An 18,808-nucleotide genomic window follows, 5' to 3' on the forward strand; every position below is an offset into this window, starting at 1 on the left:
AACCAACCAATCCTATTCCGCATTGCCTTCATCCGGGAGCGTTGACAACAACATCGCATGCAGCTCCATCAGTGCGATTTGATTGAGTGTGTTTTCCTCGGCCAGCTTTTCATTACGAGCGTCTGATTCTGCCAAACTTTGTTTCAAGGCATTAATTTCACTTTCTAATGAGATCGTTGGCGGCTTGGGCTCTTCATCTTCCTTGACAGGATAGTTGAACAATGGTTCCAATGTTTCGAGATCAACACGAGCAATCTCTCCACCTTCGAACCGATCAAACATATACGCTCCGTGTTCAAGTTGAATAAAGTCAACCTCTTCTGGCACTTTCTCTGCCAATGCTTTGTACAATTTAAAGTCTTGTTCCTTTGTCGTTTCAACGGCAACACCAGCAAATTCAGGAGTAATGACAATGACGTTTCCTGAATTTACATCATAGTAAACTTTCATTCCGATTAACATTTATTGCACCACCTTTTCTAAGATTATAGTAACGTAAACGTTATTGGTCGCTCGATAAGATAAATCGTAGATTGAGGGAAGAAGAGCATTGATATTTGGAATGATTATTGTTTCCTTAGGGTTTAGAGATTTTTGTGGTATAAAAGTCCATGGCATGAGTACTGTCACTTCAGCGACAGTATTGGTACTTACGTTGTGAATGATAATAGACTTTATCATCATATCTGACGTCCTACCTGGGATAGCAGTTAAACTGGTAGTTGTCACAGCATTGATTGTCGTGTACGGATAGTTGCTTTTGATATAATCTTTTTCTACGCCAGAAATATACATTACACATGAACCTGTACTAGCTTGTGTTACGATTGTTTGTGAAGGCAATAATGGAATACATAAATCATCTATAATCAATGTGCCTTTTCCTTTTAATGTGCGATTAGTAGCAATGTATGTCCCTCCAATATTAAGGCTATATGTCAAGTCAGCACTACTTCCGTTAGAAATGATTATTGACTTAACGACAGTGTATTTACCAGAAGGCACAGTATAGGAAATACTTGATGTTGTCGAAATAAGAGGATAAACTAACTGCTTAATTTGTTCATTCTTCATTCTATCGGCCCCCAAATATTTCGTTTATTTCTTTGCTGCAACAGCTCACGTACTACGTCGTTTAAAGACGTCTCCGTCTCGGATACACGCGCTACACTTTGCTGTACGGATTCGTTCAGATCATTAAGCAACGTCTTTTCGTTTTCAGCTACCGATCCGACAAATGGAGCAATTGGTGTTTTGTCTAACATGAAGTACGTTACGTAGTAAGTTGATAAGCTATCGAACAATTCAGCAGGAAAATATGCACGTTCATAACCGTAGCTAAGGTTGTCTTTAATTATTGACCATGCATCTGGGCGATTGTTTTTATAAACAGTCCTAATCTTTTTAGCTTTGTAGTTTAACGGATTAGCTGCAAGACCAGAAGAATTTATTGAGTTTATGTCATAGGTGCTCCATAGGTTTGAAAATACAGGCTTTGTTTCTTCGTGCACAACCACTCCTGTACCTACTTCAATCTGATTACTTCCTTCGATTAACGTCAATTGACCCTCTGACATGATCGGTTCGACGACTGGCGTTGCGAGTTGGTAAAGGAGTTGGTATGGTGTGTAGTTAGGTGCTTGTGTCGTTGGTAAAACCGTCGTTCGGCTTGCCCCAGCTGTGCCAACCTCGCTAATTTTGATCCAAGCTTTTACAGATCCAGCGGCACCAGTGAATTGACTTACCCCGTTATGATCTCCCCCTGTAGCTCCATCCCAGTTAAACATCTTCCATCCCAAAAAATACGCCTTAATCTCATCGGCAGATAGGTTTGTATAACTGTCTCCCCATCCACTATCTACGTTTGCGATAGAGACGTTAAAGTCCGTTAAATCAGCAGTCAAAAAATATGCATTATCAGGCCCTGTCATAGTCGAAGCTTTGGTTAGTAAATCCGCGTTATACTTACATACAAATAATTTATTAAATGCTGGTGCTGCTTCTTTCATTTTACTTCCAACTATTTTGTAACCCGTTTTGTTTTGTATAGATCGATAAACCAAAGACCCATCCAACGCTAAGCCTCGCCACTTCGCCAGTTTGTAATACTGCCCGTCCTTCTCGAACACTTCGTCAGCGTTAGTTCCGGTTAATGGATCAGCGTATAATTCCGTTTGTAGCGCGAGCATAGGGTCTTCACGCGGTTTAAACGGTAAAGCAGTACTCCCAATATTAAGCATTGGATTTTTTATAATCTGAGTCTTGTTCTCCGTGGTATGAGTAACGTCCATATCTACGTATAATTGAATTTGCCTTGCGTCATTAGGTGCCACGTGAGTTCCTTTGTACTTACGAGTTGTTGGTTCTTCTCCGGGGAGTCTATTACCGTCTGCTCCAATCCAATAGAAGAATAACGCGTCAGTTATAGTAGTTGGGTTCTTGTCGATTTCGGCACTCAGCGTGTAAGTTATCCCTGGAATAACAGGGATTAGTACATCATTGGTGGCGTAAGAGGATAAGTCTTTGCCATATTGATATAATTCATAAGGAGATAACAACTCTGCCTTCCCCGTTCCAATCTTGCCGTATTCCCACTCATAAAACGGAGGTACTAAGTTCTCTCCATATCGAATCGCATACGGATTCTTTACAGGCTGCAAGCTGTCAACGTAAGGGTACATAGTTGCGGCTTGTTCCGGTGTCACGGTGTCGAGTGCATCATATTCGGTTTGCGTCAGTTCATACAATCGAAGTTCGTCGAAGTTAGCGTATTGAGTCGTAATTGGAACTCCGTTTACGCCCATCGAAATACTTACAGTCGTATCAGCGGAAGGTTTGTATTTAACAGCCGTTGCGTTGAACTTTGTTGTATTCGTAACAAGCGCTGAATCAGCAAATCCTGCAAATGAAATTTGTCCTCCATTGTCCGTATTTCCGTTCTTAATCATTCCAATTAATACGTAACATTTGTTAGCGAGTAACTTTACGTTCGGAATAGAAACAGTACCAGATGATTGATTTGAAGGAATTACAACTCTTAAGCTTGATGTTCCTCCTGCGCTAAAGGTAGTATCAATGACTGCAGTCATTCCATTCGAATAAGTGTAAGTTCCTAATGTTTCGAAGTTGCCCATTCTTCCAAGTAAGTTAATCAAGGTACGTCCTTTAATACTTGAAAGGTTAAAGGGTGCGTTCTTCTTACCTTGAATGACCTGAAGTCCAGGTTGCAACGTAACCTCACTTCGTTCTGAAGTGTCTAACCTACTCTCTACGTAATCTTTTACTGCATTAGCCTTTTCCTGAGATCCAGTTTTAGTTTCACCGTCCACTCGAACAAACTTCGCATCAGCACCCGTCATGAGACCGCTGGCGCCGCCTGTTACAGCATCTTCAATATTAATATCTTTTATTTTCTTCAGGATCTCTTCCATGCTAATATTCACGCGGTGATCCGTAGTTGAAATAACCCCGCTCGTATCAGTCGCCACATAGAATATCGTTAATCCCTTTTTGGCTGTTGTTTGAGAAGTCGTTTTTTTGACCACTCCATCGATGTCCACGTACAAGTATTGTCCTTGAGTTGGATTCAGTGGCATTTCACCTGCAGCTACCTGATAACGGCGACCGCTCACATAAGCTATCCCTGTCGTCCATGTCGCTTTAAGACCTTGTGCGTTACAGAGCAACCCCATAGTCCCATCAATAGGCACTACAAAGTTGCCGCCCAGTTCCTTAGCTAATTGCTCGACCAATGTATGAGCTGCTTCAATGCCACCTTCCATCGTGTTAAGGCGGCTTGAAGTTATTCGGGTACCAACTTGAACCAGCTCAAACAACGGTCGCCCCGTTTGTGGGTCTGTCTTCTGTTTCCCTGATGCGTCATAGATGGGCTTTGTCATGTCGGGAATCTCGTCCAACCACGTTTGTTTGTTATACAATTGCCTTCACCTCCAACTTAATCGTAAATTCGAATCCGATCAGAAAGCCCCGATCGTTCTTAACAACATTCAACGGCTGATTAGCAAGCGTCCGGCCTTGATTATCCATAAGCGAAGCACCAAGGATCTGTTTCCCGATGACTTCAGTATCGTTCAGAAACACGTACTTGCGGATCGATCTTCCGGAGATGATGGTATTGTGGATCGGATATTTCACCAGCTCACCACTGACATTTACCAGGGCGTGGTCAAAATGTGAATCCGCATCGGTCACCGCATAATCAAGCATTAAAGGTTGAATAACATCTGCCATTATGGTGTCCCTCCTTGCATGGGTATTTCAAATCCTGTAATCGGACTGTCAATCCGGGCGTGTGATGTCACTGCGCCCACCGTGACGTTCTGAGTAGCCAATACGCCACTCGTACCCAACTCTAGGGGCATTTCTAATCCGCAGATTGGGAAATCAACTGAATGCGAGTACCCTTTCCCTGTCATTGTTATCGCTGGTGCTGTTGTTTTGGCCACCGGCACAGCTCTATTGATATGAACTGGCCGAATATATTCAAAATCAGTAAATAGCCCCGCCATATTAATGGAGGAGCTACCTTCATATTCGAAGTGGATCTCTTTGGCCAAAAACTCTTCTTTCACCTGCAGGAGTTTTCCGTATTGTGCGCCAAGCTGCCGAAGGATTGGAAGCTTGAACGGCTTTTTGGCCAGTCGCTTCCTTCGGATCGCTTCTCGACGGTTTGCCAATGGACCTACCTGTTCCGTTCGGAAGTAGATCCATTCCCAAAGGTCCAAGCCCCAGGTTGACCGTTGCAATAAAAATTGATTCACGAGTTCGCTCATTTTCTCTGCTCGCAGATCAATCTCCTCTTCCATCACGCCAAAGTGCCAGCCTGCTACCTCGTTTTCATACCAGTACGGCGCAAGTACCTCGCGGTACCGAACGGGAATCATAACAGCATCACCTCAACCTGCAGGAACGAGACAGGCGGCACATCAATGTCCTCAACATCATCATTAAGGGTAAAGTCACTGTAATTCTCCACGCCTGGTACAAGCAAGAGAGCCGCGATATAGTTGTACAACAACTTGCTGCGACCGTTGGCGTACGCTGTCACACGCTGACGGATCAGTTCGGCCAGCTGCTGCAGATCTTCCGTTGTTTCCAATGTGGCTTTTACAGTCACTAGGAAGATCGGAGCCGGATGCACAGCCAAGTCATGGCCAGCAATACGGTAATCCTCCCACATTAAGGTTTTGACTGTCTCCGCAAACTCAGCCGTAATAGGTTGACCGTTCATGTCTGTCAGATACAGATCGATAGAGTTGTCATGATGTTCCTTTTCTACTGCGACAGCACCACCCACGCCCTGGATCTCTTTAGCCCAGATTTCATAATCTTTACGCCGGCCATTACCTTCTTCTGTGAAGGCCCTGTCCAAGATACGCAGCCGATAATCATCGTTGGATTCTCCATCTTTCCGGACCATCCCATCAGCCCATCCATGAGCATCCAAGAATTCATCATCTGCCCAGATCGGTGTGGACTGCAGCACACCATAGCCCCACAATTCTTGCTGTTCAGCGATCTCCTGAGCGATGGGGTACCAAAGGTCATAAAAATATTCCCCTTCGCCCACAGGAGGCGGTGGCAGCCCTCTTTCGTTGGCCATCGTAATAGCCCGGTTAACCCATCGTTGATAAATCATATCCGGGGTTTCTTCAAGTACAGGGACAACAGGGAATTTAGGCAAATCATTAATCGTTAAGCTCATGTATCGATCACCTCATTGAGTTCGGCCACGCCTACAAGACCCGTAATTTGGATGGTCAAATCCATGCCCCGATCAACACGTGTCATTGACGTAACCTCGGCTTGCTCAATCTCCGGGTGAGCCGTTAATGCTTCTTCAATATCTCGAATAATTTCAGTGTCTTCCCAACCTGGCCACTCAGATTTTTCAACGCCCATGTCAGCGCCGTATACAACATATTGGAATCGCTCGGTGCAAAGGATCTTCATAGCGGTTTCAACAAGAAATTCCTCATAACTGGTTGTCCGGACTGGACGCCCCGACTCATCCAGGACAGCCCTGCGGTTACGATAATCTATTTTGTATGTCCATTTAGTCGCTGAAGGGATGTTATCCATCAGGTCTGTGACATCGACCTCTTCCAACTCCATTTCAGGGAATAACGTTTCATCTTCTTCCATGGATCAACGCTCCTTTCCCAACACGTAATAACGTTGTCCTGTCATACGCGATACCAGGAGTCGATCACCCACCTGCAGGGGACTTGGAATGATTATTTTGCCTTTCAATACCGAAGGTTCTGGTTCCAAGACATCAAAGGTGACTTCAATTTCTTGTTCCTGCAGGTAATCCGCAAAAACTAAACTTGCCGACTCATAGGGATGAGGATCTCCATCCACCTCAATCTTGGCTGTTGGCCAGCTTAGAAGGGTAGCACGTTCGGTATCCCGTGCATCGATGTGCCCCGCCACTTTCTCTTTTAATAGCTTGATAGCATCACCCATCATCACGCTTCCCTCCTTTCCAAAACCATCTTGACCGTGAATATCCCATTACTCCAGCTTGTGTCGGCACTCTCCACGATCCATTTAGTGACGACGGTTGTCTTGATCAGCACGAGCCACCCAGCCCGTAGTCCCGACAAAGTATGATCCTCATGACGAACAGTTATCTTCTTAATCTGCTTGGGCTTGGCCATCGCCTTCAACCTTTGAGTTGCAACTGTCGTCGGGTTCTCTTCTTCTTCAACTTCGATGATTTCTTCCATACGTCCAAAAGTCTTTAATGCGCTAGCATCAGTTTTAGTGACAGATGCTGATAGTTTGTCATCCTTGTACTTCTGGGCTGTGACAACGGTGTAAGTGTCTTCCATGTTGTATCCTGCGCTGCTGGCTTCCATTTGTTCAGGAACAAAAATGGGTACCCGCTCGTTTGTCCCTTCACGAACGACCTGCAGGTAAAAATTTGTTTCCGTCCGGATAGCATCCACATGATACCTGTAGCCGCTACGCTCATATGCTTTTTGCAACACATCCAGGATGATTTCTGAATGCGCCATCGTCCCATATCGTTCATCCAGGGTAAAGCCAAGTTTCGGGCAACGGAAGTCAACACCAGTCGTCTGAATGTATTTCTGCAACTCAGACCCTGCTTCGCCCTTCAGGTATGGTCGCACACCTTTATTCTTCGCAAGGTACCATCCAATTTCTCGGGCCTTGATCTCCCATACACCTGAAAACTCGTCTTTTTCATAGTCAATGATTGGACCATGAAAGAACTGATTTTTGTGATGAAGGAGTGCCTTGCCGATCCGGTGGGAAAAGCACATCAGCATACCGGCCACACTGACCGTAGGGATATCACGCAGCCGCACAGTCATGCTTCGCGCGATTTCGTCCCTTTGGGATGACCAAGAAATGTCGGTTATAGCAGGAGTCAAGGCAGACCTGGCATCCTGTTTACCGTATATGACTGCAAATTTATCCATGACTGCCCTCCTTACTTCGCTTTGTTTACCGCTGCAGATATTTTGTTTTTTTGCCCTGTATAGTCAAATGCACCTGTCACATTATCGGCAGCATCTTTGGCAGCAGCAGTACTTTTCTTTTTATCCTCTGACTTCTTCTTATCTTTAGACTTCTTTGTCTTATCCTTTTTGTCTTTCTTGCTGGTCGTGTTGGGCCTACTCTTACTAGATTTAGTGATGATCACGCCAGGCTTCAGGAGTTGCTTCGTGTTACTATATGAAATGATTTTGACAGGTTTATGCTCTACCAAGCTTATTGTGATGTGAATATTACCTTGGCCATCTTTATAAACGATCTCCATGTTCTCAATCAACATAGTCTGAGAAAATAATTCTTCAAAGTTGATCACGACCGGCTTAGGCTTCCACTTCTCCAGCAGTTGCCACGTGGTTTCTGGCCGTTTGTAAGTAACGGTCTGTTTCTTGTCCGTTTCCCACAGTTCACGCCACTCGCGGGGCAAAATGGTCGTAAAAGAAACCCGCTGCAACTTGGCAGTGGGTCTCCCTGTCCGCTCTTGTCCGGTAATGACGTTAAAAGTGTCCACTTCATTCCCGGTTGTGATTTGTACCTCTGCTGGAGTGATCGGGAAGGTCAACCGAATCGCTCCTTGAGACATTGCAAGCATGAGTTACCCCCCCGTCTCCAATGCTTTGTATATTTCTTCACCTGCTACATCACGGATCAATGAACGACCTGCAGGGCTTTTTAAAGCTCTCTCAAACGATGGGAAATCGATAATTCCATCCGCAATACCTCTGAGATCGATTGTAACATTGCCGATTGTTACCGACTTGCTCCCACTGGATGCTTGGGCAGACAATGAAGTGGTACGAACAGGAATGTTACTACCGGATAGTTCTGGACCTTCAATGCCATCTACACCATCACGCATCGTCCCCGCGATCAAGTTCATTCGTTGTTTAATAGAGTCCGGCCGTAATCCATCCGAAAACATGGATACGAAGTTTCCTGCCCATCGATCTGACTTACTGGCAGGACCTTCTTTGGTCGGGGAACTAAAACCAAGGTAATCCTTGATCACACCTGCAGCTTTGGAAACGATACTTGTCAATGTCGGGAATTTACTTTGCATTCCCGCCGCCATCATACTGATTAGATTGCTACCCCAGGTGCTTCCTTTACTTGAGACAGTAGAGAGAGATTCAAGATGTTGCCGAGTAAGATCAATCGCACTTTTGGCCGATGAGCTCACACCACTAAAACTCAAAGCAGCTTGGCCGTTGCCACTGATAATGTCCCTGGTGCTATTCTTCGTAGTAACTCCCAGATCCTTGGCTTTCTGTTCGGTTTCCTTGGCTGCTGTCCCAACAGCCTTGACATTACTCTCAGCTTCTTTGGACTCAGAACCCTTGAACATACCCACTAACTTATCCTTAATATGATCTGCGGCTTGAGTGATGCCGCTCTCGTTCATTGCATCTGTAAGGCCTTGCTTCAGTCCACTTTTCTGAACATTAGAAACGACACTTTCCATCGTTTCCTTGATTTTTTGCTCGCCTTCCTTGGTTGTAGAAGCCGTTGTAGTGACAAATGCTTCTTTGGGTAACTGAGGCATAACCGGCTTAGCCTCTTCTTTTGGACCAAAACCCATCCAACCCTTGATAGAGTCTGTAAGAGATGAAACACCATCCACGATGTCACGAGTAATACCGCTTGAATCAGCAAGTGCACCAAGCTTCTCTCCTGCCCAGTTCCCAAAGTAAGCACCTGCAGCAGTTCCGAGCGGACCGGCTAATGATCCGACAATACCGCCCAACGTACCTCCAATGGTACCACCTGCAACTGAACCACCTGACGAAGATATGGCTTCCTTCCACCCGGTTTCCTTGGCTGTCTGGTATAAGTCATATGCTCCGAAACCCAAGGATGTGGCAGCCCCAATAATTCCGCCAGCTTTCAACATTTTCGCATTCGATTTAATGAAGTTCCCTATCTTACCCCCGTTTGGCACGTCAGGAGTTGGTGGAGGGGTTGGAGGATTTGGCCGACGCACCCGATATGGATTTTCACGCGATCCGCGCCTGTTCGGGTCACGTGTATCAGGAGAATTGTTTCTATTGCGGTTACGATCTCCCCCTGAACCTCGGTTATTCCCGCCTCCTCTTCTATTTCCACGGTTTCGACCATTACCTCTACCACCTGATGTAGATCCATACACATTCACCCGATTTGCATTAATTGTCATCGTTGATGAGCTACGAACTCCACCCAGTGGGTTACCTGAGTTGTTTCGATTACGACCTAAGTCACCCCTGATTCGACGGTCACCTACTTGATTACGAATACGATTAGCACGTTCGGCAGGTGTTTCCACCGTCGGCTCAGGTGGTCCGGATGATCTGCCCCGAATGCGATCCCAGCCGTTTTTAAGCCCTTGATCCGCCCCGGTTACGATATTCTTACCTTTTTGTCCTGCCCATCCAACAGCTCCGGCAAGATCTGAATTGAGTTGACGCACACCCTGGCCAAAAGAAACCAGTCCTTTTATCACAAGCACACTAGCCAACCCAATCAATGCTGCATTAATTAAACCAGCGTTTTCCTTATAAACATTGGTCACTTTCGTAATTGCATTTACAACACCTACACCAAAAGCTTCGATGCTGTCTTTGTTCTCAGTGATCAAGGAGTTAAATTCTTTAAGCGCCGGCAATGAAGCCTGCATGATATTTCCGCCGATGTCTTGCATCTGCATTTGCATTTGAGCTTGGATCTGGTTGTATTCAGTCATTGGGTTAGCTTGTTGTTGAGTTGCAACCAATCGATCAGTGGTTCCGGTCATATCCGGTGCTTTTTCGAAAGGTAGACTATACGTACTCAGAATCGAATCTGAATTATCCTCGGCAGCAGCTGAACCAAGAGTTACAAGCGATTGCTTTAAATCACTTCGACTTTGACTGGCTAAATCAGCAACTAATGCGGCTATAGCACCCTGTGCTTTTTGCTTATCCCCAGAGTTAATGTCTTCTGTGAATGCTTGAGCTTGACTAGCTGCATCTTTTTTACCTGAACCCCTGCTAACGAAATAATTAGCCATGTCATCAGCATTTAGGGCTTTTACTCCAAATGTTTCTTTAAAGAAATCACCAGGCTTGTCGAAATTGAAGGCTCCACCTTCGACCGTTTTTGATAAAAAATTACTCATCTGAGCAGAATCCGTACCGCTACTAGCAAAATAAGGACTATATTCCCAGAATGTATCGAACAAATCTTGCTGACGATCGCCCACACTTTGATAGGCATACATCATGCTATCTGCGATCTGAGTAGGCGTTTCCTTAAATGCATTACTAGCTTGGGCTAATGCACGGTTGACTTCCTCAGCTCCAGCGTCAGGACGGATGTATTGAATCTTTGATGAAGCCGTGATTGCTTCCCCGATCATAGATTTATCAGGGAACATCGGTGCAATGTCGGCCAGATTACCCGCACCAGTTGCACGGTCTGGAATGATCCCTTGAGATACGAGATCATCATTTATTGCGAGTGCTTTTTGCCGTTCCTGAGCAGGGATATAAGGTGCGCTGCGCGCTGCTTCCGAGTAATAGTCTGTTACACCACCAAACAGCGCATCTGACATTCCACCGCCAAGCACAAGCCCCCCAGCTACAGTCGCCAAAGCTGCAATCTTGGCAGATATGCCGTCTACTAATGGGCTAATCTCGTCATTTGCTCTGAGTCGGACATGAGCATCACTTATCCCGCGGATCTCGGCATCGGCACGACTTGCAGACCGCCTTAAATCATCGGCCCCAGCTCGCGAACGACGAAAAATATCATCCAGTTGGACACGATTGAAATCCCGTACTTCATCTGCTGCACCATGTATTCGTCTGCCTAAATCATCTGCTGCATCTCTAGCTCTGCGACTACTGGAAACTATATCATCGCCCATGCTACCGGCAATGCGTCGAAACTCTCTCACGTCATCTGTGGCTCTTTGGATCAAACTGCGCATGTTTCGCACAGCACCAGATATTAAATCTTTAGCTTCAAACGGGACGGTCACCCGACTTGTGGCTGCGATATTGTTCACCCCCTTCCCATGCTACTTGTTAAGCTTCTTCATCTCTTCCTCAGCCAGCATCGATGCGGCAAGACAGAAATGATATTGTCTGTTCCGATTTACTTCATATGGCAAGACTTCGGCAGGCAGCTTCTTCTGATTAATCCAAAAGGATGCTATCCAGCTTGCTTCTCCGTCTCGCCGGATGAGTTTTTTGCTTCTTTAAGCAACGCATCCTTAGTTTCCTGAAAGTTCCGGACCGCTTTGGCCAAGATGGCATAATGATCTGGATCATTCAACACCCGCGGTGGCAATTCATTTTTATTGATGCAGTTGTATGCCTTCAGGAGTTCGATGTTCTTCCAATCAAAATCATGCTCTGTGGCTTTTACGATCATTGCATCAATGTCATTGAAAGATCCTTTTGCAGTGCCGTCATCGTTGTATGCTGATTCATACGCTCGGCGCAGGTCTATGGTGGTCAGACGACGTACAGACCATTTATCTCCGTCTACCTCAACTTCAATCTGTTCAGGTTTGGCCGCCTCTGTACCGGCCGCAAGATATTTTTGTAGTTTGTCGCTCATTGTGATTCCTCCAGTAATTTGATTTTGGAAACAAAAAGACCGCCAAATAAATGACGGTCACGGTAAAAGTCTTATAATAATGACGTTTTGACAAGTGTGATTATGCAAAAGATAGAAACTGCTAAAAAAATAATCGCTGTGTAGCGTTGGCTCTTCCAAATTCGAATCCCATTAGCAATAGTAAGGATGAGCATTGCAATGGCATTTAATGCAGTGGAATACCCTTGAACCGTGTTAACAATAAGCAAAATCATTACCACTACCCAGGCAAACCAGAACCAAAGTGGAAACTTCTGAAAAAACTCTTTCATCGCGATTTTCTCCTTATGGCATTTATTCTGTCTGTAGTAGGGTATTCTTCAACTTATATCAAATTCCTTTATTTGGATTATAATTCGCTACAAAATTAATATTAAGCCATGTAATCCGGGAACTGTTCCACAAATTCAAAGTCAGTAGCCGTTCCCTCCAACGTGATATCAATCCCCGTGTTACTGTCGATCTGGGCAACCAAAATGTCCATGTTGCCGTGAATATGAATCCCTGTCAGAAGGACTCGCTCCGTATTGCCTGTCTGCATGTCCTCCAAGGAACCAGTGATGCGATCGAGGAACATGGTTTTACCTGCTTTAAAGTCTGTCAACAAGCGGTACCGGAGCCGTGATTCCAGTTTGGACATGACCAGTTTAACCGGGATTTCATAACCCACGATTTGTTTTGTCTTCGCCATTCGGCGAGCTCGGACAACATCCAATGTTTCAGGATTCAGTGTGACTTCAATTTCCTTGATAGTCTGCACCGCATCCCCGTTATCGTCTTCAACAGAGAGATTACGGCCAATAAGTTCGCGTTCCATGTATTAAGCCACCTCCCAAGTAATATAGAATGCTTCGATGGCATCAAGCGGCTTGGCGAATAGCTTGAAATACGCGTAATCGAAGTCACTCACATTGTTCGGATCTTCCGTGAAGGTATAACCTTCATCAATCGCTTTTTGGCTCCTGCGGATTGCCAGGTATTCAAGCACAGCCGCAATAAACATACCCCGACCATCCTTGTCATTGTCCAGTTTAGCCTTCCACTTCTTCGCCGTGGAATAGATGTCGTTCAGGACTTGGTCGATCGTCATAGAAACACGAATCTTACCAAAGTCCTCACGTTCACCTGCACCCATCGTTGTCAGCGTATTGACCGCTGACTCAATGATATAGTCGTAACCGTCTCGTGTAGCCATCAGAGTTCCTTCAGCCAGTCCTTTGATAACTTCGCTATGGCTCCAATCGATTGCAGCCTGTGTCATTGGAACCTTAGCCCCTGTAAAGGACTTATTCGCAGGTGTACCCGCCATCAAGCCAGCCAGCCACGCTGCCCATTGCACAGAGTTGTACGTTTTGCCGTTAATATGTGTTCCGGCAATAGAGTTGTTAACGATGAATCGGGCGTTCATAGCGCGGCTACGGGCATTATGCTTATCAATGTCAGTATCATCGAGTGGAAGGCCAGCAACGACCAACTGAGCGAGTCTGCGGGCCTTCATGCGACGATCCAACAGCCATTGTTTTGCCGCAGCTTGGACGGCCGCTTCCGTTGAAGGTAAATAGAACACATCGAAGGTCAGACCGTCCACCCGGTTAAAGATCCGACTCCAGTCTGATGCCGTGATTGTCGCTGAACCAGATACGGCTCCCGTGAGCGCCGTGTATGCCACGTCCGCCCAAGCAACAACACCTGTCGATTTGAACCGGACCATATTTGACTTCTTCAAGGCTTCTTCTGCAGAAGCCTTATCGGAAACTGTGAACGTCTCTGTGTCATAAATCCCTTTGATATCGCGAACGATGATTTCCTTTTTGGTGGCATCGACCAAGCTGGCACGAATCATGTATTCAAAATCATTACCGCGTAATCCTGGATAACGTGCCTCAATCATGTAACTGTCCGTAACAGATACGGAAGCAACCTTTTCCAAGCCACTGGTGACCCGGTAACCAACCACCGTTGCCCCCGTTTCCGATGCCAGCTCCAATTCATCGACCTGCAGGCCGCTTTCCTTCAAGCGTTCGGACGTGTCGGCCATATCAATTGCTTTATTGGCCGCCCCCCACTCGGCTTGATAGGGGATCAGCACACGGCCAGTTACTGGCACTACCCGTGCTTTGGCCAACGCGATCAATTCCACATATCCGCCAGGTCTAACTCTCTGAATCGACATTCTGCGTTTCCTCCTTCGTTACCGCTGGTCGCAAGTATGCATCCAGTCGGTTTTGTACTTCCTGCTGGGATAGCATGGTATCGGCTTTGCAATCAAAAAGGGCGCCCGCCACCTCAAAGCGTTCATGCTTCAATGCGGCTGCACCCTCAATCCATTCTTGCTTGGTACGCTTGTTCAGATCCTCCTGGACCGATGCACCGGCAGCAAGCCTGTCCTTTCGTGTTGTGCTCATGGTGTGAGCTCCTTTCCTTCATATCCGATACGGAATTCATTGATCTTCGGTACCGGAACCTTCGGCACTGCCAAAAGATACGAATACCTGAAGGTGACTTCAATCCGATCCTTTTCAGGTCGGTTACGCGGTGGTTCCATCACCAATGCCACACCGAAGCGTTTTGAAGCGTAGCAAAATCGCTTCTGTCGCAGGAATGTGAACAATGGCTCCAAATCAAAGGGGATGGGTTCCCCCTCGTCTTCTTCCGTTACTCGCTCCTTATCAAAATGGAAGACAAGTCCTACATCCTCTACGATCCGGTCAGCACAAGGGGTATGGGTCTTATCAGAAACAAGATCCGTTTCTATAAAAACGGAAGGTGTATCAAAATTCCCGGCCAGCCATTGCGTCTTATCCCGCAAAATCGTCAGATCTGGGTAAACAAGCCGCACGATTTCTGCCCATGACTTCAAACCTTTATCCATCAGCGCAGCACCCTTTCCAACTCAATTTCAAGCCGCCTTATGATGAGCTGATTCATTCCGCCTTCAAACTGCGTCACGGCAATGTCGAAATACTTCCGACCGATGAAGCTACGCGGTTTCGCCATGAATCCAGTCTTGGCATTGCGGTCATACACAAATGATCCACCGCTGTTCCAGTAACCTGGTACCCAATGGGCTTTGTGAATCGTGTAACCGTCATTAATCAAACGTGGGTATCCCCATGCTCCCTGGTCGTTTGAACCGGACCCAAGATCAGATCCAACTTCCAATGTGATAGAGTTCCGATCCACGTCCCATTCCCATACGTTACCGTCACCGCCGCGAGTGAATGAGTTCCACATCAATCCCGTATCAATAAGGCCTTGCCGGTCGATCTCGTCAATGATGTGGTTTAACAACGTTTCGCCCAAGGCTTCGGCTATGTTGGTCAGTACCCGCTTCATCCCTTGATCAGCCAGTTTTCTGAATCTACGTGCCAACCCATCAAAGTCATTAACGATCATTGCCTTTCACCTCACATGTCATCAGCAGCTCCATCCAATAGCGGCGAGGATTCGCATCGATGACGAGATAACGACGACCGAACAATACAATTTCATCGCTGATTCTCACATCAGCCGTTTTGGCCACGCCGATCGTTTTCTTCACGATGTACATCACGGGTTTTGCATCAGCCTTGTCGGATGTCTCCGTCTTGATGACATGACACTTGAGATCGCCAATCTTGCCCGTCTTCCGATCATTGAACAGATCGTCACCATCTCGCTTGCTGCCAACCCGGTACACGGCAAGCGGCGTTTTAAACCGATGATTCACAACAAATAGGCCGTGATGTTGCCATCGTCCGGCCCTTCCTGTTGTTTCTTCACCCAAAGGAACAAGATTGCGTCCACGTCCGGGTTACCCGTGGTCATGCCTGCAATCGCTTGCCGGGTGTATGTCCAAGCCCCATCGCTCTCTGAAGCATAGTTCCGAGCGACAGCAGCCAAATATTCCTCACTGTCCTGTAGGGCAAGCCCTTCAGCCAGCTTCACCCATGCGAGCATGAGCTGCCGATCCACTTCTTCTGGAAAAGGAATAGGTAAATACAATTCAATACGCACCTGGGCGTCATCGATGTACTGTTCCAACTGTTCCGTTTCAGCTTCTTGGATTGGAGAGACGCGGCTACGAGTTTTAAGAAGTTGGGGCGTTAGCATAAGGATCATCCTTCTGCGGTAGAGCTGCCAAAGCATCAATCAAATCGGGTTTGTTCATCGTCGAAAAACCTTTAATGCCTGCCGCCTTGGCTTGCTCCTTCAGTTCCTGAAGGGAAGGACCATCATCTTTCCCGTTATCGTCAACCGCAGGAGCAGGTTCATCATGATTGTCTTCAACCGTGAAATCTTGCTCCTGTGCCAGTTTATCTGCAATCTCATCAGCGATCATGAGAGGCTTGCCCGGTTCGAAACGATGGCCATATTTGGATACAGACGTGTTTTTGCCTGTGAAGGTTACTTTTTGCATTAGAACGTCACCCCTTCTGCAATCGATACTGCGCCTGGTTCTTCAAAGATAGAGTCGTAGTCGGAATGGATGGCGTAGAATCGTTTATCCGCATAGATGGCTTCTTTACCCTCTGTCGTCTTACGGATCTGCATCTCATATGTGTTTACCAAAACAAAGTTATCGTGATACGTGAAAATCACGACACCTTCAGGCATATGCGCGACTTCTTCAACGTCGTACGAGTTAATTGTCTTTTGAGCACCCATGATTTGAATTTGGATAGAAGCGCTAGTATCTTTTTCAGCCAGTTTTTGCAGACGTTCAGAGAACGTGTTGGGATGCATGAAATATTTGAATTTACCTGCAGCGCGTAAGCGTGTCGGCACAGCTCGTTCCAATTCAAAGAAGATACCGACTTTCTTCTCAACCGGCAGTGTATCCCAGTCGATAAGATTCCCCTCTTCTTTCGCCTTTTTCAACCAGCCGTTGTTGATTTTCAAGAAATCATAGTCCGGGTCAGTGCTTGGTGTTGCTGTATCCCCGTTAAAGCCCAAGTCTTGCATATTATCACCGTAGTTCTTCGTCATAGCAGCCATGATGATACTCTCAGCATCCTGTCCGCGGACACGTTGCGTTTGACGGATAAACTCTTCCGTAATCTCGAATGCCAAGACAACAGGCGCTACTGCATATGGCACTTGTGGGAATGTTGGTCCTGTGATATTGCTGGCCATGTTGTTTTCCACTTTGCCGCGGAGGTTCCGTCCAGTCACCCCAATTTTATCAATCGTGCCTTTTGCACTTGTACGAGTGATTGTACGAATGCCTTTTAAGAAAGTGGTGGATTCATACGCCATTGTCAAAAAGGCGTCAACTTGTTGATAATTAAGTGCTGGTTGGTCCATTGGTGTTACGGTGGTCGATTTGATTACTTGTCCATTGGTTTTCATAAGTTTAATAGTCTCCCTTCAAATTTTGACTACAACAAGCCGCCGAAGCTTACAGATCCATCTGACTTGTGAATATTTTCATCATGAATATCACCTTGAGCAGATCCGCCACGGCTATTTTTAACGATCTGTACATCAGCTGCCAACGTGCTCATTTGCTCAGTCAACGGGGCCAATGCTTTGGCAATGGCATCAGTAACCGCGTTGGATTCAGGATCAGAACCATTGCCCGCATCCGTTGTTCCCGCGTCAGGATCAGCACCACCATCCTGTTTCTTCAACTCTGTGATTTCAGCATTCAATCCTCCCACTTGCTTAACAATAGGTGCAACAGCAGCTTGCACAGCCTTTGCAATATCTTCTGGTTTCAAATCTTCTTCCTCCTCGGGCTCTTCTTCGGGAGCCGTTTTATTTTTAAGGTCGGTCAATGTAGCAATCGCATCATCAATGTGCTGCAGGTTGCTGGCAGAAATCTTTTTGCCAGCTTTGACAATGGCTTCAGGCGGCTTGCCTATGGCCTTCACGATATCTTCTTGGACCAATACGTCTTGGGCAATCTCAACAAAATCTTGCAAGGCTTCGCGTATAACTTCGGGATCTGTTTCCATTCCCGAATCCCACGAGTCCCAACGGAAAAGAACATCGTTTAAGGCATCTTGAGCCGCCCAAAACTCACGTTTCTTGCGATTTTTGTTGTACTTATCGGCAACAACGCCTTTAACAATCGGTGACATTGCTGCATTGATTGCTTTTTTGATGTGATGCATGAGACCTTTGGATACTTCTTCATCCTCGACTTCCTCACGCTTACCAACGCCAAACATTGAAAACCCTGTGATGTCACCCTTTTGGATTTCTTCCCAGGCATCATCATCAATCACCTTCACACCAGCGACCCATGAACCTTTTGCAATCACTTGGTCGCCAATCTCCATATCACATGGGGCAATATAAGATTCAACAACGTATCCTTTGTCAGCGTCCAGATCATGTTGCTTATCGATGTTGTAGGTGTGTTGGTTCTCCATGAACAAATGAGCTGCCTTTTCAATCTCGACAGCATCCATCATGTCGCCATGGACATCCTCAACATCTGGCTGATATACCACACCAATAACGATGTGTTGTGTGTCATCCACCTTGGCGATTTGGACTTGCTTTTGAATAGCGTTTTTCCCAGCAGCTTTAATAATGGCGAATGGCACACCATTAGCGCCCTTATCCACGAGCGACAAGTGCGTAATCTTTGCGTCCTTCATTTTGTATGTCATTTCTTCTCTCACCCCCTTTCATGTATAACTCCATAGCAAAC

The 18,808-nt window shown here is 46.2% G+C and carries 23 protein-coding genes; all 23 read right to left on the reverse strand.

What is annotated here, in order from left to right; genetic code table 11:
• Positions 1-12 precede the first annotated feature (12 nt).
• Complete coding sequence (locus J2Z28_RS28905; protein ID WP_211085473.1) at positions 13-462, reverse strand: hypothetical protein; 450 nt, start codon at positions 460-462, stop codon at positions 13-15.
• Entirely contained in the window at positions 463-1,074 is a 612-nt protein-coding gene (locus J2Z28_RS28910) for a hypothetical protein (protein ID WP_211085474.1), read from the reverse strand.
• A complete protein-coding gene (locus J2Z28_RS28915; RefSeq protein WP_211085475.1) occupies positions 1,071-3,938 on the reverse strand; it encodes a hypothetical protein in 2,868 nt (955 codons plus the stop codon). The genes J2Z28_RS28910 and J2Z28_RS28915 overlap by 4 nt, the downstream gene beginning before the upstream one ends.
• A complete protein-coding gene (locus J2Z28_RS28920; RefSeq protein ID WP_211085476.1) occupies positions 3,931-4,251 on the reverse strand; it encodes a hypothetical protein in 321 nt (106 codons plus the stop codon). Before J2Z28_RS28920 ends, J2Z28_RS28915 begins: the two co-directional genes overlap by 8 nt.
• Positions 4,251-4,904 (reverse strand): hypothetical protein, encoded by a 654-nt coding sequence (locus J2Z28_RS28925; protein ID WP_211085477.1) that lies wholly within the window; start codon positions 4,902-4,904, stop codon positions 4,251-4,253. The genes J2Z28_RS28920 and J2Z28_RS28925 overlap by 1 nt, the downstream gene beginning before the upstream one ends.
• Positions 4,901-5,725, reverse strand: a complete 825-nt coding sequence (locus J2Z28_RS28930; RefSeq protein ID WP_211085478.1) for a baseplate J/gp47 family protein — start codon at positions 5,723-5,725, stop codon at positions 4,901-4,903. Before J2Z28_RS28930 ends, J2Z28_RS28925 begins: the two co-directional genes overlap by 4 nt.
• Positions 5,722-6,165, reverse strand: a complete 444-nt coding sequence (locus J2Z28_RS28935) for a DUF2634 domain-containing protein (RefSeq protein ID WP_211085479.1) — start codon at positions 6,163-6,165, stop codon at positions 5,722-5,724. The genes J2Z28_RS28930 and J2Z28_RS28935 overlap by 4 nt, the downstream gene beginning before the upstream one ends.
• 3 nt (positions 6,166-6,168) lie before the next feature.
• Positions 6,169-6,492 (reverse strand): DUF2577 family protein, encoded by a 324-nt coding sequence (locus J2Z28_RS28940; protein ID WP_211085480.1) that lies wholly within the window; start codon positions 6,490-6,492, stop codon positions 6,169-6,171.
• Positions 6,492-7,472, reverse strand: a complete 981-nt coding sequence (locus J2Z28_RS28945; RefSeq protein WP_211085481.1) for an XkdQ/YqbQ family protein — start codon at positions 7,470-7,472, stop codon at positions 6,492-6,494. The genes J2Z28_RS28940 and J2Z28_RS28945 overlap by 1 nt, the downstream gene beginning before the upstream one ends.
• 11 nt (positions 7,473-7,483) lie before the next feature.
• Positions 7,484-8,137 carry a hypothetical protein gene (locus tag J2Z28_RS28950; protein WP_211085482.1) on the reverse strand — a complete coding sequence of 218 codons (654 nt, stop codon included), beginning with the start codon at positions 8,135-8,137 and terminating at the stop codon, positions 7,484-7,486.
• Positions 8,138-8,140: 3 nt separating this feature from the next.
• Complete coding sequence (locus J2Z28_RS28955) at positions 8,141-11,569, reverse strand: phage tail tape measure protein (protein ID WP_342357562.1); 3,429 nt, start codon at positions 11,567-11,569, stop codon at positions 8,141-8,143.
• A 146-nt stretch (positions 11,570-11,715) separates the two neighbouring features.
• A complete protein-coding gene (locus J2Z28_RS28960) occupies positions 11,716-12,126 on the reverse strand; it encodes a hypothetical protein (RefSeq protein ID WP_211085483.1) in 411 nt (136 codons plus the stop codon).
• A gap of 71 nt (positions 12,127-12,197) precedes the next feature.
• Positions 12,198-12,437, reverse strand: a complete 240-nt coding sequence (locus J2Z28_RS28965; RefSeq protein ID WP_211085484.1) for a hypothetical protein — start codon at positions 12,435-12,437, stop codon at positions 12,198-12,200.
• 101 nt (positions 12,438-12,538) lie between these two features.
• Positions 12,539-12,982 carry a phage tail tube protein gene (locus J2Z28_RS28970; protein ID WP_211085485.1) on the reverse strand — a complete coding sequence of 148 codons (444 nt, stop codon included), beginning with the start codon at positions 12,980-12,982 and terminating at the stop codon, positions 12,539-12,541.
• Positions 12,983-12,985: 3 nt separating this feature from the next.
• On the reverse strand, positions 12,986-14,338 hold the full coding sequence (locus J2Z28_RS28975) for a phage tail sheath subtilisin-like domain-containing protein (protein WP_211085486.1): 1,353 nt from the start codon (positions 14,336-14,338) through the stop codon (positions 12,986-12,988).
• Positions 14,319-14,570, reverse strand: a complete 252-nt coding sequence (locus J2Z28_RS28980) for a hypothetical protein (protein WP_211085516.1) — start codon at positions 14,568-14,570, stop codon at positions 14,319-14,321. Before J2Z28_RS28980 ends, J2Z28_RS28975 begins: the two co-directional genes overlap by 20 nt.
• Positions 14,567-15,037, reverse strand: coding sequence for a hypothetical protein (locus J2Z28_RS28985; protein ID WP_244988592.1), 471 nt, complete (start codon positions 15,035-15,037; stop codon positions 14,567-14,569). Before J2Z28_RS28985 ends, J2Z28_RS28980 begins: the two co-directional genes overlap by 4 nt.
• Positions 15,037-15,561 carry an HK97 gp10 family phage protein gene (locus tag J2Z28_RS28990; RefSeq protein ID WP_145153117.1) on the reverse strand — a complete coding sequence of 175 codons (525 nt, stop codon included), beginning with the start codon at positions 15,559-15,561 and terminating at the stop codon, positions 15,037-15,039. Before J2Z28_RS28990 ends, J2Z28_RS28985 begins: the two co-directional genes overlap by 1 nt.
• Positions 15,551-15,874, reverse strand: a complete 324-nt coding sequence (locus J2Z28_RS28995) for a hypothetical protein (RefSeq protein WP_211085487.1) — start codon at positions 15,872-15,874, stop codon at positions 15,551-15,553. The genes J2Z28_RS28990 and J2Z28_RS28995 overlap by 11 nt, the downstream gene beginning before the upstream one ends.
• Entirely contained in the window at positions 15,871-16,257 is a 387-nt protein-coding gene (locus tag J2Z28_RS29000) for a head-tail connector protein (RefSeq protein WP_127550619.1), read from the reverse strand. Before J2Z28_RS29000 ends, J2Z28_RS28995 begins: the two co-directional genes overlap by 4 nt.
• Positions 16,235-16,564: a Rho termination factor N-terminal domain-containing protein gene (locus J2Z28_RS29005; protein WP_211085488.1), complete on the reverse strand. Its 330-nt coding sequence runs from the start codon at positions 16,562-16,564 to the stop codon at positions 16,235-16,237. The genes J2Z28_RS29000 and J2Z28_RS29005 overlap by 23 nt, the downstream gene beginning before the upstream one ends.
• The gene (locus J2Z28_RS29010; RefSeq protein ID WP_211085489.1) at positions 16,564-17,496 is read right to left on the reverse strand and encodes a major capsid protein; all 933 of its coding nucleotides are present in this window, start codon (positions 17,494-17,496) and stop codon (positions 16,564-16,566) included. The genes J2Z28_RS29005 and J2Z28_RS29010 overlap by 1 nt, the downstream gene beginning before the upstream one ends.
• Positions 17,497-17,525: 29 nt before the next feature.
• Complete coding sequence (locus tag J2Z28_RS29015) at positions 17,526-18,767, reverse strand: XkdF-like putative serine protease domain-containing protein (protein WP_211085490.1); 1,242 nt, start codon at positions 18,765-18,767, stop codon at positions 17,526-17,528.
• Positions 18,768-18,808 lie beyond the last annotated feature (41 nt).

The organism is Paenibacillus xylanexedens (genome assembly GCF_017874615.1).
Classification (GTDB): Bacteria; Bacillota; Bacilli; order Paenibacillales; family Paenibacillaceae; genus Paenibacillus; species Paenibacillus xylanexedens.